We start from the raw sequence: 13,240 nt of genomic DNA on the forward strand, positions 1-13,240 counted from the left end.
GGTAAATATAGCAAAAGTCCCCGCCTATATAGAACAGAAAAAGTCCGCTCCGAGGCGGACTGAGATCATTGTGATTGGTCATGTATGGATCCTCGCTTAGCGAGGATGACGTTTTTATCTAGTAACTATTTCTTCTTAAACACCTTGTAGAAACAGAATGCGCAAAGGCCTGTGATGGCACCCCAAGCGCAAATCATGAATACGAGTCCACCTATTGTAAATTCTGCGTTCATTTTAAGCCTCCTTATCCATGTTTTCGTCGGAGTTTCCGATTTCTACTTTTTTAATCTTCTTGCTGCGGCCTTTTTCTGCAGGGCCTCCCTTGCGCCAAGCGTATGCAATGGCCAAGTTCAAGAGCAAGAACAGGACGAATAGGAATCCGCGGAATGCCCAAGTAAATCCGATTTTCGAGAACGTATGTCCGAGAAGTTGAACGGTGTCGTTCGGGTTTACGTTGCTGAGCGTGATGAACGGGAGACCGTCTGTTGCGGTGAACGAAACCAGAAGCACGATCAAGTAAATCGGGCAGACATACATGATAATCGGACGGAGAAATCTCGGGAGTTTGAGAAGTGAGCCGTCGTTCATGGTGGCAAATGCTTCGTTTTCACCCGGTTCAACCACAACTTCGGCGGGGAGGTCTCCATTTGCTTGGGCTTCCTTGGCCTTGCGGCGCCCGAGCACAAAGCTGAATAGAATAGCCTGGATCATGCCCACGAACACGATAAGGTACGTACCGCCCCAGAAGTCGAGCTCGTCCACCGTTCCTGCGGCAAGGCCGAAAATAGCGGTGAGGCTTCCGATAAAGGTAATCGTGCTGATTGTCGTGACTGATTTTTTACGCGTAAATTTGAGGTCGTCTTCGCAGAAACTGATTAGCGGCTGGATGATGGAAATGGCGCTTGTGATGCCTGCAAAGAAGAGCATGGTGAACCAAACGGTCTGGAGAACACCGCCGAACGGGAGCGTTCCGAAAACGTAAGGCATTGTCTGGAATCCAAGACCGAACGTGCCGAGCTTCGCACATTCTTCGATGTTGGCGCCTGCGATAAGCACTGCCATCGGTATAACGACTGTGCCGCCGATAATCACTTCGGCAAAACCGTTCGTGGCGCTAGCCGTAAGCGAAGAAAGCACGAGGTCTTCCTTGGGCTTGAGGTAACTGGCGTAGCAGAAGATAATGGCCATGCCAAGGCTCATCGTAAAGAACACCTGTCCTGCGGCTGCCATCCAAACCTTCGGGCTTGCAAGTTCCGAGAAATCCGGATTCCACATGAATGCGAGACCCTTGCCGATACCCGGAAGCGTAAGCACACGCGCCACGAGCACGAGGCCCAAAATCAAGAGGATCGGCATGCAAATCTTGTTCGCGCGTTCAATGCCCTTGCGCACACCGAACGAAAGCACCACCATGTTTGCGGCAAATGTAATGATGAAGAAGATGATAGCGACCGGAATGCCGCCAACGCAAGTTTTCAGCATGATGTAGTTGCCGAAAAATTCTGTCATCTTTTCGGGCCCCTGTGCGACTACTTCCATCAACGTGCCCGTTGCGGAGTAGAACGCGAACGCCAAAATCCACGACTGGATGAACCCGTAATAGAAAATGATGAAAATCGGGGGGAGGAGCCCAAGCGAACCCAGGTATTTCGCCCACTTTTTCTTTTTCTGGAAAATGATGTGGTAGGTGCTAGGCGATGTACCGTAATTGTGGTAGCCTGCGTAACGCCCTAGCGTCCATTCGATCCATGCCAACGGAATCCCGAGGAACACGAATGCGATGAGGTAGGGGATGATAAATGCGCCGCCGCCATTTGTTGCAGCTTGCACAGGGAATCGAAGAAAATTGCCAAGGCCGACTGCAGAACCTGCTACAGCGAGAATCACGCCAAGTTTGGAACCCCAGTTTTCACGATTGTTTGCCATGTTTCTGTTCCTAAAAAAATAGTGAGCCGAAACTCAGTGAGTATCGGCTATAATTTAGCTATTCCTTAAAATATGGCAACTTCGAAATATGTTACGAAGGGGCTTGGGCTTTTTTCAGGCCCTTGATTTCCATTTTCTTTTGGTACATACTTTCGTCTGCACGCTTGAAAACGTCTTCCAGGCTGTCACCGGGCTTGTATTCCGACATGCCGTAAGCAACGGAGTATCGTTCCCAAGGATCGCGCGAGGTATTGTTCTTTGTCTTTTGGAATTCGGCATCCAATGTTTTTAGTAGCCTCGTTCTGTTTTTGTAATTGCTGTTTTGTAGCAAGACCACAAATTCGTCACCACCGATTCTATAAACCAGGGATTGTTTATAGATATTGCAGAAAAGGTGACATGCACCGCAGATGTATTTGTCGCCGCAGTCGTGACCATAGTTGTCGTTCACCTCTTTAAGGTTGTTGACGTCAATCATCAAGAGGGCGAATGTAGCGGCGCCTTTGGTCTCGATTTCTTCTTGCAAGGAGTCCTTCATCTTGTCATAGGCGACTTTGCTGTTGACATGGGTTAAAGGATCCTTGAACGCAAGCTCCGTCATATCTTGGGCCTGTTCCTGTGCCGAACGCGCCTTTTCTTCAGCTGTTAAAATTCCCTGAACATAATTACGCATGTCTTCGGACATTTGAGAAATGGCGTTTGCAAGGGATTCGACTTCGTTATTCGTATGGATATCGGGATCGTCAAAGATGAGTTCGTCAGGAGTCTTTTTATCTCGGCTCTTTTCTGCAAAATGTCGGGCGCTCTTTTCTAGCGCAAGGATGGGGCCTGTTACGTTATGGCGTAGCCAAATAAGCAATACGAGCCCGAATAGAACACCCAAGCACAGTGTTAAGAGAACGTTATAGACAACATAGTGGTTGACTGTCTTGTGCAGTTCTTCAATGGAAATGTCGGCGCAAAGGACTCCGAAGTGAACTCCAACTGAATTGACGTAAGGTTTACATGCAGTGTAGGCTGCTCCGTAATCGGAGGTTTCTTCAAAGAATGAAGTTTTTTCTTCTTTAATGGCTTTGGTAAATTTTAGAATTTCAGAAGGTGGGTAAGCGTCTGTAGGTTCTAGGAGCTGCATGTCTTCTTCGCCGCGGGCGCGCTCTTCTCTATTGGTGGCGGAGCAAATATTATATACGGAATCGCTACGCGTGAAAAGTGAGTATAAGTAGAAGAGTTCGAAATCATCGACCATGCCGTTGAGCAATGTTTGGAGCTTGTCGTATTTTTCGCTTTTTTTACCAGTGAGCGTGCATTGGTAAAGATCGTCCATGTCGATTTGGTTCGAAATGTAAGTTAGAATATTTTCCAACTTGTTGTCGTATCGCTTGTAGAGTGACCTGGAGTAGGTTATGTAAGACTGGATTGAAAGCATGAAGCACAAGAATGCCACGAATACTGCGCTTCCGACAATGAGACTTTTATGGATTGGTTTCTTGCGTTTTGCCATACACTGCTCCTTAACATTAGATTTAATATAGCCCTTTTGGGGGAAAAATGCAAAAGAAAGTCCTCACAAGTGTGAGGACTTTTACAGATTCGGGTGTTCTGTAGAAGACGCGATTACTTGTTGTTCGCGCGGATCAAGTTCAGCGCAGAACCGGCCTTGAACCAAGCCCATTGCTGTTCGTTGTAGGTGTGGCTTAAGGCGATGTTATCGACGGAGCCATCCTTGTGGTGGGCAACGAGAGTGAATTCGGAACCCGGAGCGAACTGGGTGAGGCCTGTGATATCGAACACGTCTTGTTCCTGAATCTTGTCGTAGTCAGCGGCGTTCTTGAAGGTCAGGGCGAGCATGCCCTGCTTCTTGAGGTTCGTTTCGTGGATACGGGCGAAGCTCTTTACGATCACGGCCTTCACGCCGAGGAAGCGCGGTTCCATGGCAGCGTGTTCGCGGCTGGAGCCTTCACCGTAGTTTTCGTCACCGATGACGATGGAGCCCGTGCCCTTGGCCTTGTAAATCTTCGCAAGTTCAGGGACTTCCTTGTAGCTACCGCACTGGCAGAGGACCTTGTTCGTTTCGCCGTTGAAAGCGTTCACGGCGCCGATGAGCATGTTGTTCGAAATGTTTTCTAGGTGACCGCGGTAGTTGAGCCACGGGCCGGCCATGGAGATGTGGTCGGTGGTGCACTTGCCCTTGGCCTTGATGAGGAGCGGGGCGCCAGCGATGTCCTTGCCGTCCCAAGCCGCGAACGGAGCGAGAGCCTGCAAGCGCTTGCTTTCCGGGTTGATGGAAACGGTGATGTTGGAACCGTCAGCAGCCGGAGCCTGGTAGCCGGCGTCCTTCACGTCGAAGCCCTTCGGCGGGAGTTCGCACTGTTCCGGCGGATCTAATTTTACGGCCTCGCCGACCTTATTCACGAGGGTGTCGGTCATCGGGTTGAAGCGGATGTCGCCGCTGAGAGCTGCAATCACGGCCATGAGCGGGGAGGCAACGAATGCGTGCGTGTTCGGGTTGCCGTCGGCGCGCTTCGCGAAGTTGCGGTTAAAGCTGTGGACGATGGTGTTGAGTTCCTTCTTGTCGGCTCCGGCACGGTCCCAGCGGCCAATGCAAGGACCGCAAGCGTTTGTCATGATCGTTGCACCGAACTGCTTGAACAAATCGATGAGGCCATCGCGTTCAGCAGTGTAGCGAACTTGTTCGGAACCCGGGTTGATGAGAAGCGGGCACTTCGGGGTAAGACCCTTGGCGAGAGCCTGCTTAATCATGTTAGCGGCCATGTAGAGGTCTTCGTAGCTGGAGTTCGTGCAAGAACCGATGAGGGCGGCGCTTACGACCGGCGTAGATTCCGGCTTCGTTTCGGTAGCCTTGAGGGATTCTGCCATGTCGGTCACGGCGAATGCACGGTCCGGGCTGAACGGGCCGTTGTAATGCGGGATGAGCGTGTTGAGATCGATTTCCACAACGCGGTCAAAATACTTTTCCGGGTCGGCTTCAACTTCCGGGTCGGCCTTGAGGTCGGCGGCAATCTTGTCGGCGGCGTCAGCGACGTCAGCACGGCCTGTTGCGCGGAGGTAACGGCTCATGGAATCGTCGTAGCTGAAGGTGGAGCAGGTAGCGCCCACTTCGGCACCCATGTTGGCAATCGTTGCCTTGCCTGTTGCGGAGAGGCTACGAGCGCCTTCGCCAAAGTATTCAATAATAGCGTTCGTGCCACCCTTAACAGTGAGGATGCCTGCGAGCTTGAGGATAATGTCCTTGGCGGTAGCGAAGCCCTGGAGCTTGCCGGTGAGCTTCACGCCGATCATCTTCGGGTACTTGAGTTCCCACGGGAGGCCGACCATGGCGTCCACTGCGTCTGCACCGCCCACGCCAATCGCGAGCATGCCGAGACCGCCAGCGTTCACGGTGTGGGAGTCGGTACCAATCATCATTCCGCCCGGGAAGGCGTAGTTTTCGAGCACCACCTGGTGGATGATGCCTGCACCCGGGAGCCAGCAGTCAATGCCGTACTTGGCGGAGACGGACTGCAAGAAGTCGTACACTTCCTTGCTTTCTTCCTTGGCGCGCGGGAGGTCCTTTTCGACACCTTCGCGGGCGATAATCAAGTGGTCGCAGTGCACGGAACTCGGCACAGCCACGCGGGACTTGCCTGCAGTCGTGAACTGGAGGAGGGCCATCTGGGCGGTTGCGTCTTGCATGGCAACGCGGTCCGGGTGGAATTCGGCAAAATCAGCGCCGCGCTTGTAGGTTCTGTTTTCTGCGCCATCGATCAGGTGGCTGTAGAGAATCTTCTCGGCGAGAGTGAGCGGGCGGCCAAGCTGCTTGCGGGCAACAGCGACTCGTGCAGGAATGCGAGCGTATGTGGCCTGGATCATGTCGAAATTAAAAAGCATAGTTACCTCATGAATTTTTCGAGCGTAAAGATAGAAATTTTAAAGGCGTGGAAAAGGGAGAAATTAAGCGTATTTGGGGATATGTTGTGGTTCAAAATGCATAAAAAAAGAGGTCTGACGAAGTGACCTCTAGAAAGTGTAAAGGCGGGGCTTGCAAATGTAATATGCAAACAGGAAATGTAATTTAAGGGATTGTTTTTGTTTGCAAATCTCCGCCGCACGGGTATTGCTTGAGCCATTCAATAATTTGCTCTTTGGAGTGCTTTTCGAAACACACATTTGCATTTTTTTTCGGCTCATCTAATATAAATGTAAGGGGTATGCCAAAGGCTGTTCCAACACCCACTCCGATTGCAATGCCGCCGAAGAAACTGCCTGTGAGTGGCCCTCCGATTAAGGAGGCTACAATGCCTTCTGTAATGGCTGGAGCAATTTGACTATCTCGTTCGGATTTTTGACAATAATCCAAGGAATCTGCGGATACTTGATAAACAATGTTTCCGTAATCTTGCATTAACCATACTGCATTGGCTTTTGAGTCATAACAAATTCCTGTGGTTGTTACAGCTGTTACTGAATCTCTTGGAGTGTATGTTTCGGATAGCGTTTGTGACTTGTTGAATAGTTTAAACCATTGGCGACTTATTGAATGAAGAGAGTCTGTTCTTGTCGAAAAAAGGGAATCGTTGTCTTCTATTTTTCGGGTTCTTTTGTTTATGAATGCTGTTTTTAAATTATTTGTTTTTTTAAGGTTGTTTTTGGCAGCTTTTCTCATTCCGTCATTTCCTGCGAATGGAATCATTGGTGTTGTTGTCCAAAAGTTAAGAGTCAGTGTGTAACGATTTTTTTCTTCGGTTATGTCTCTTCCATATCGAGCTTCAAGAGCAATCTTGAGTTTGTCTTGTTTTAATTTTCGGGAAATGTAAAAACCGCCACCTATTTCTGTATAGAATTTAGGGTGCCTTTCAGAAGTATTGCAAAACATGGAGACCCCTTCACATGATTCATCATTTGTGTAATAAAATTCACGACCATTTCTTGAAAAGTGCTCTGTAAAGCCAAGGGTCCACTTGTCGCTCAGTGGAATTTGTTCGATGGTCATGACTCCGCCAGAGAATTTTTTTCGAGTGTCTTCTGTAAAGAAGAATAAATTACTCCAACCGGTTATGCCCAAATATGGAGAAACAAAACCAGTTTGAAAAAACTGCGTTATGGTTTGCTGTCCCCATCCAATTGTAAAGTTGTCGCTATTTATATATCTTGCAAAATTGAAATCACCCCACCATTCGGCATAGCTGTAGTGACCGGAACTAGATTTTTCGTGCTTGCCGTTGTCTAAATCACCTGCGTAATATGTAAATGCTTGGTTCTGAACAACATTATTTTTGTTGTAACTATCCATGAATGGGCTAGCCGGAGGCGGACGCATTACAGAACTGCAACTTGAAAATATAAATGCAGCACATGCTAATAGAATCCAATGTATATGTTTGTTGATCATAAAAGAATGCTAAGAGAAAAATTGCTGAAATAAAATGGATGAGCCTTTGTTGGAATTCCAAATTCAATAGATATTAAGTACCCCCAATGATTGGCTCGGTTGGATTCTTTTAATAAAGGAAGATTTGTGTAGTTTACAAAGTCTATTCCGTAATAAAAAATCCAATCGTTGACGTGATAGCCTTCTCTAAAATTGGGGTTGATTTTCTTTCCGGTGTAGGAATTATAAGATGTGTAAACCTCTCGCCCTGCGCTTATGATATGGAGATTTCTTAAACCTCCGTGAATGCCAAAGCCTAATCCGTGGTTGTTCATAAATTTTATGGTGCCGCCGCCAACGTTGAATGTTCCTGTGGCCTTTGTAGTACTAATTGAAGTTTTAAAGCGATTGTTAGCATCTTCTCCAAAATTATGGCTTATCGTAAATTCGTAAGAGGCTCCTATGTAAAATGGTCCAATCCACTGTACTACCATGGGGGATATGCCAGCATTGATCAAAAATCCGTAGTGTGTGTTTATAAAAAAGCCTCCGCCCCAAATATTACCCTTCCAATTTTCTGCTCCATCTAATTGTTGTGTTCTGGGCCAAATAAAATTGAATAAATTTACATCAAAGCGATTGCTCCATCCGTCTACTTTATCTTTGATGTCTTTGAAGCAAGAGTCACATCCGCCGTTAACAACGCTAAATGTAATTGCTCTTGTTGTTCTGGGAATAATTTGTTTTGCAAGAATTGCCTGTGGCGTTAAACTTGGTGCTGCAGAGACTAATTCGTTTGCATATACCGAAGTAGAAATGAAAATTAATAGGATGACAAAAATTTTTTGCATAATGTTTAAGCCAAAGTCTAGTAAAAAAATAATTAGTTCTACTGTAAAGAACTGTAATTTGTGACAAAATACAGATTTCTGTATGATAAATGTTTTATAGTGAAGATGAAAGGATCGCGCAAAAAAAAAGAGGCCGTAAAGACCTCTTTTGTGAAATGCTGAAAAAGCGCATTCCAGGATGCTCGTGGAATGTACACGAAAATGCGCGCGGGCTTTAATTCCTCGTGAGTTCCTTTGCCTTTGCTTCGATTTCGGCGATGGCCTTTGCGCGGCCTTCGGCGGAATCTTCGTTGGCGAGGACGATGTTCACGAAAACGGAACCGGCGACAACTGCGTGGACATGCTTGCAGAGCACCTTGGACTGTTCGCCGTTGCGGATACCGAAACCGCCGAGCACCTTGGCGCCGTGCTTACCGACGGTGTCGAGGAAGTCGAGCGTTGCCTGGTCAATGGTGGTTTCGCTGCCGGTTGTACCTGCGCGGAGTGCGGCGTAGATGTACTTGAAACCTGCAGAAGCCATCGTTTCGAGACGTTCCTTGGTCATGCTCGGAGCGGCAACCGGGATGTTTTCGAGGCCGTGCTTTTTGCAAGCGACCGTGAGACCTTCGTCATGGTCAAACGGAAGGTCGGGAATGATGCAAGCAGAAACGCCTGCGTCCTTGCACATCTTGACGAAGTTTTCGACGCCCGGAGTAAAGGCGAGGGAGCCGTAAGTCATGATGTAAATCGGCGTTTCGGGGTGGCGTTCGTGAATCTGCTTCACGATGGCGAGGCCCTGCTTGGTGGAATAGCCTTTTTCGAGTGCGATGGTGGAGGCGGTCTGGATGGCCGGGCCGTCTGCGCTCGGGTCGCTGAAGGCAAGTTGGATTTCGAGGATGTTGGCGCCACCCTTCACAAGGGCATCGGCGATGGCAACGGACGTTTCCGCATCAGGGAAACCCGCAATTAAGTGAGACATGAGGTTCATAATAAATTCTCGCGGCTTTGCCGCTGTTAAAAGGTTTTTAGTAGGAGGTAGGAAGTTGGAAGTAGGAAGTGGAATACGGGACATCACTGTCTACCGTCTACTTCCTACTGTCTACTTATTCATAATCTCCGCGTCGTGGATGTCTTCGTTGTTTTCGAGGCGCTTGAGTTCCGCCTTCAGGAATTCCTTCCACTTTTCGGGGCGGAACACCGGGCTCGTGATGAAGATATCCTTGTCGCCACGGCCACTCATGTTGATGACGAGAGCCTTGTCCTTCGGGAGTTCCTTCGCAATCTTCATGGCGGCGGCACCGGCGTGGGCGCTTTCGAGTGCAAAGAGAATGCCTTCGTTACGGGCGAAAAACTTCACTGCTTCCAAAGCTTCCTTGTCGAGAATGGCGGTAAATTCTACGCGGCCTGATTCACCGAGAGCGGCGAGCTGCGGACCAATGCCCATGTAGTCGAGGCCTGCGGAAATGGAGCGCGTCGGCATGGATTGACCGTCTTCGTCAATGAGGAAACGACTCTTGTAGCCTTGCACAATGCCTTCGCGGCTGGCGTTACCCGTCATGCGGGCCGCGTTTTCGCCGACGTTCGGGCCGACGCCACCAGCTTCTGCGCCGATCAATCGCACATTCTTGTCTTCGATAAACGGCGTGAACACGCCGATGGAGTTGCTACCGCCACCCACGCAAGCGACAACGGCAGCGATGTCGATTTTACGTTCGGCTGCCTGACGCTTGACTTCTTCACCGATGATGGACTGGAATGTGCGAACGATATCCGGGAACGGGGCTGGGCCGAGTGCGGAACCGAGCACATAGTGCGTGTTCTGGAAGTTTGTTGCCCAATCGCGCATAGCTTCGTTCACGGCATCCTTCAAAGTGCGGCTACCGCTTGTGACCGGCACGACCTTTGCGCCGTACATTTCCATCGTTGCTACGTTCGGCTGCTGACGACGGACGTCAACTTCGCCCATGTACACGACGCATTCGAGGCCGAGCTTAGCGCAAGCGGCTGCAGTGGCAAGGCCGTGCTGACCAGCACCCGTTTCGGCGATAATGCGAGTCTTGCCCATCTTCTTCGCTAAAAGGCACTGGCCGATAGCGTTATTGATCTTGTGGGCACCTGTGTTGGCGAGACCTTCGAGCTTGATGTAAATCTGCGCACCGCCCAAAAGCTTGGTTGCCGTCGGGGCAAAGTACAGCGGCGTTTCACGACCGATGTAATCGCGCTGGATAATGCGCAATTCTTCCAGGAATTCCGGATCGTGAATGTACTTGTTGAATGCCGCTTCGAGGTCATCGAGCGGGCGACGGATGATTTCGGCAACGTACTTGCCGCCGAACTTGTCAAAGAAACCGTTGGAAGAGGTTGTGAGAGGTGAGGTCGCGTCTTCGGCGCTTTGAGGAGAGAGGATGTTCATAAGAAGTGGTTAGTAAACAGTGGTTAGTGGTTAGGGCGTTTGAATTTCGCTTTTGAAGGTTAAAAAAATAAAGGCCTTCGGTGAGTCCGAAAGCCTTTTGCAAACACTTGATGAAATCGGCAAAACCGGACTCTATTTCGTAGAGCCCCACCACCAACGGTTGAAACGGATTGCAGAAATCATCTTCATGGCAAAAAATATAGGAACGACAAATTATTTTGGCAAGGGAATTGTGAAAAAAAATGGTAAGTTTTGGAATCGATCTTTTCTGTTTTCCCATAAAAATGAAAAATAACAAAAATTTTTGTACAAACTTGTTTTTTTTGTGAAGTGATTTGTAATTTGTCGATACTGTAAAAATAAGGAGTAAAATATGAAAAAACTTATGTTCGGCCTTCCGCTCGTTTTGGGAATGGCTTTCTTTACGGCTTGTGGTGATGATTCCGGCACGTCTGCTGGCACTTCTACTCCGGGCGGTGGTGATGGCTTGCCCGCAGCAGGATGTAACTTTGCTAAGACGGATAATGTATGGAAGTTCAAGTATTCTTCATGGGAATACGTTGAAGAATATACTTGGGTCGATGAAACGACTGTGGAATACAAAACCTATGCAAAAAATTACCACATGGACAAAGATGATAAGACGATGACGGGACAAAATAGAGACGAACTTTACGAAGAAGTTATGGCTCAATGCCAGAGATTGCAAGAAATGTAAAACGATATTTCTTTGAAAACCACCTAAAACAACAGGCTTTCGGTGAAAACCGAGAGCCTTTTTCTATGGAATTTCGAACGATTGCAAAAAAATAGGCTTCCGGGACATTCCGGAAGCCATTTTACTAAACACTTGATGAAACCAGCAAGCCGATTCCGTTTTACGGGAACCCCTCCCGCAAGCGGTTTGAGTTGGATTACCGATTTCACCTTTACATTGATTAATATACACTGTAACTCGTTGATAGTCAATAGGTTATTGAACTATTTTTGTAATAAGATTTTAACATTCGCGGCGCGATTTTGCGGAGCTTTTCGTTATTCGGAGGCTGTATCAGCGCAGTTTCGCGAACAAATCCTTCATCTTGTCATGATTCTTGATGCCGGGGGCGTCTTCGATGCCGCTCGAAACGTCAATGAGTTCGGGGTTAAACTTGCTCACGAGTTCAGAAACGTTTTCGGGATTGATGCCGCCGGCGAGCCACAGCGGAATGTCGCCGGCTTTTTCGCGGAGCAAGCTTTCGGGGATTTGCTTGCCTGTGCCGCCGGGGATACCTTCGACTTTGGCGTCCAGCAAAATGCGGGGTTCGCCGTTTTTGCGGATTGCTTCGACTTTTTCAAAATCTGATGCTTCGCCGACGCGGACTGCGCAGTAGTAGGGGAGGGCATTACTGGATGCTGCATCGATGGAATTGTGCGGGTCAACGCCGTGGAACTGCACTGCATCGAGCACGCCTTCGCGGGCAAGCTTAATGGCTATTTTGCCTTCTTCGGAATTCGGGTCGGTAATGACGCCAACGAGAAGCGGCCTGTGTGGATTCCCTCCCGCGCGGAGCTTGGTCGAGAATGACGTTACGAATTCTTCGGTGGTGAGTCTCTTGGTGGTGCTGAACACGAATCCGAGCATGTCGGCGCCGAGTTCAGTGGCGAGAAGACCGTCTTCTTCACGGGTGATGCCGCAGATTTTGACCATGGGATTGGATTTATGGATTGCTTCGTCGCTACTCTCCTCGCAATGACGTGCTAGGTTATCTAGCGCAGGAGCTTGCTCATGCATTAGATGACCGACGCAGTCATGGCTCGAAGAGCAATGACGTGCTAGGTTATTCAGCGCAGGAGCTTGCCGAAGGGCGGCAAATTTCTTCCAGAACTGCCCGCGAGCGTTTTCGCATCCGCTTTCAAAGGCGCTGACCACGTCTTTTGCGAGTGGCGGATTTTTGGCAACGGCTTCACCGACAAGGATTCCCGTGAATCCGAGATTGCGGGCGTATGTCGCATCGGCGGCACTCAGAATGCCCGATTCAAAAACGGCTTTGGCGGGGAGCTTGCTGCGTACGCTTGCGGGAATCAACGGATCCGTATGGAACGTGGCTAGGTCGCGGGAATTGACTCCTGCAACAATCGTCTTGGCTGCAGCGTCTCCGAGCGCATTTGTGACAACAGCGAGTTTGCGGAAATCGTCTGCTTCGCGGACTTCGACAAACGCCTGGATTCCGAATTTCTGTGCACGTTCGGCCATTTTCACGAGCTGTGCGTCGTCGAGGATGCGTGCGATGAGCAATACAGCATCGGCACCGCAGCGATAGGCGATATCAATTTCGTCTTCGAATAAAAGAAAATCTTTGCGGAGCACGGCACAAGCGTGCAAACCTTGCTTGGCGCGTTCTTCCATGGCGTCGGCGACTTCAATCAAGTCGCGGAGCGAACCTTTGAAAAAGTTCATTTCTGTTAGCACCGAAATCGCCTGAGCGTGAGCTTCTGCATATGTTGTTGCAAGTCCGACAGGATTCAAGTCTGGAGCGATGTCGCCTTTCGATGGCGAAGCCCTCTTGACCTCTAGGATGGCACCGGGTGTTCCCAAAAATTCCACATGCCCACGACGGCGTGTGGCTGGAATCTCAATGCCGAAATTTAGTCCAAGTCTTTCGATGTCTTCGCGGCGCTTCCGCACAATTTTTTGCAAAATATCTTCGCTCATAAGTCCTC

The 13,240-nt window shown here is 49.2% G+C and carries 10 protein-coding genes; 2 read left to right on the top strand and 8 right to left on the bottom strand.

Annotation, left to right across the window (positions count from 1 at the left end):
* Positions 1-234: 234 nt before the first annotated feature.
* From HUF13_RS05855 to trpB, 7 genes are all read right to left on the bottom strand, one after another.
* Positions 235-1,926, bottom strand: a complete 1,692-nt coding sequence (locus HUF13_RS05855; RefSeq protein ID WP_173474250.1) for a sodium-dependent transporter — start codon at positions 1,924-1,926, stop codon at positions 235-237.
* A gap of 91 nt (positions 1,927-2,017) precedes the next feature.
* On the bottom strand, positions 2,018-3,427 hold the full coding sequence (locus HUF13_RS05860; RefSeq protein WP_173474251.1) for a GGDEF domain-containing protein: 1,410 nt from the start codon (positions 3,425-3,427) through the stop codon (positions 2,018-2,020).
* Positions 3,428-3,540: 113 nt separating this feature from the next.
* Positions 3,541-5,814 carry an aconitate hydratase gene (locus tag HUF13_RS05865; RefSeq protein WP_173474252.1) on the bottom strand — a complete coding sequence of 758 codons (2,274 nt, stop codon included), beginning with the start codon at positions 5,812-5,814 and terminating at the stop codon, positions 3,541-3,543.
* A 184-nt stretch (positions 5,815-5,998) separates the two neighbouring features.
* Complete coding sequence (locus HUF13_RS05870; RefSeq protein ID WP_173474253.1) at positions 5,999-7,216, bottom strand: hypothetical protein; 1,218 nt, start codon at positions 7,214-7,216, stop codon at positions 5,999-6,001.
* A gap of 95 nt (positions 7,217-7,311) precedes the next feature.
* Positions 7,312-8,145 (bottom strand): hypothetical protein, encoded by an 834-nt coding sequence (locus tag HUF13_RS05875; RefSeq protein WP_173474254.1) that lies wholly within the window; start codon positions 8,143-8,145, stop codon positions 7,312-7,314.
* Positions 8,146-8,359: 214 nt separating this feature from the next.
* Positions 8,360-9,103: a tryptophan synthase subunit alpha gene (trpA, locus tag HUF13_RS05880; RefSeq protein WP_304038865.1), complete on the bottom strand. Its 744-nt coding sequence runs from the start codon at positions 9,101-9,103 to the stop codon at positions 8,360-8,362.
* Positions 9,104-9,223: 120 nt separating this feature from the next.
* Positions 9,224-10,537 (bottom strand): tryptophan synthase subunit beta, encoded by a 1,314-nt coding sequence (trpB, locus tag HUF13_RS05885; protein ID WP_173474256.1) that lies wholly within the window; start codon positions 10,535-10,537, stop codon positions 9,224-9,226.
* Positions 10,538-10,589: 52 nt separating this feature from the next.
* On the opposite strand from trpB, the gene HUF13_RS05890 reads away from it, so the two are divergent.
* The gene (locus tag HUF13_RS05890; protein ID WP_173474257.1) at positions 10,590-10,832 is read left to right on the top strand and encodes a hypothetical protein; all 243 of its coding nucleotides are present in this window, start codon (positions 10,590-10,592) and stop codon (positions 10,830-10,832) included.
* Positions 10,833-10,910: 78 nt separating this feature from the next.
* On the top strand, positions 10,911-11,255 hold the full coding sequence (locus HUF13_RS05895; RefSeq protein ID WP_173474258.1) for a hypothetical protein: 345 nt from the start codon (positions 10,911-10,913) through the stop codon (positions 11,253-11,255).
* A gap of 333 nt (positions 11,256-11,588) precedes the next feature.
* On the opposite strand, the gene HUF13_RS17275 is transcribed toward HUF13_RS05895, so the two are convergent.
* Entirely contained in the window at positions 11,589-13,232 is a 1,644-nt protein-coding gene (locus HUF13_RS17275) for a bifunctional indole-3-glycerol phosphate synthase/phosphoribosylanthranilate isomerase (RefSeq protein WP_304038867.1), read from the bottom strand.
* Between the last annotated feature and the right edge of the window lie 8 nt (positions 13,233-13,240).

Origin of the sequence: Fibrobacter succinogenes (genome assembly GCF_902779965.1) — a bacterium.
GTDB lineage: Bacteria > Fibrobacterota > Fibrobacteria > Fibrobacterales > Fibrobacteraceae > Fibrobacter > Fibrobacter succinogenes_F.